We start from the raw sequence: 203 nt of genomic DNA on the forward strand, positions 1-203 counted from the left end.
AATTGTTACCAGAGGTTCTGGCTGCTGCTAGGCAGATTCAGGATGATTCAAGTCGTGCCGATGCCCTAAGTATTTTGGCTATTACACTGCCAGAATTGTTACCAGAGACTCTGGCTGCTGTTAGGCAAATTCAGGATGAATATCATCGCGCCTATGCTCTAAGTATTTTGGCTGTTAAACTACCAGAATTGTTACCAGAGGCT

The 203-nt window shown here is 44.3% G+C and carries 1 protein-coding gene; it reads left to right on the forward strand.

Translation table 11 applies throughout. The features are described from left to right. The coding region (locus ACM5QX_RS29750) for a hypothetical protein (RefSeq protein WP_414756792.1) at positions 1-203 on the forward strand (203 nt) is incomplete at both ends.

Origin of the sequence: Anabaena sp. CCY 9910, from assembly GCF_963920875.1 — a bacterium.
In the GTDB taxonomy this organism is placed as follows: domain Bacteria; phylum Cyanobacteriota; class Cyanobacteriia; order Cyanobacteriales; family Nostocaceae; genus Trichormus; species Trichormus variabilis.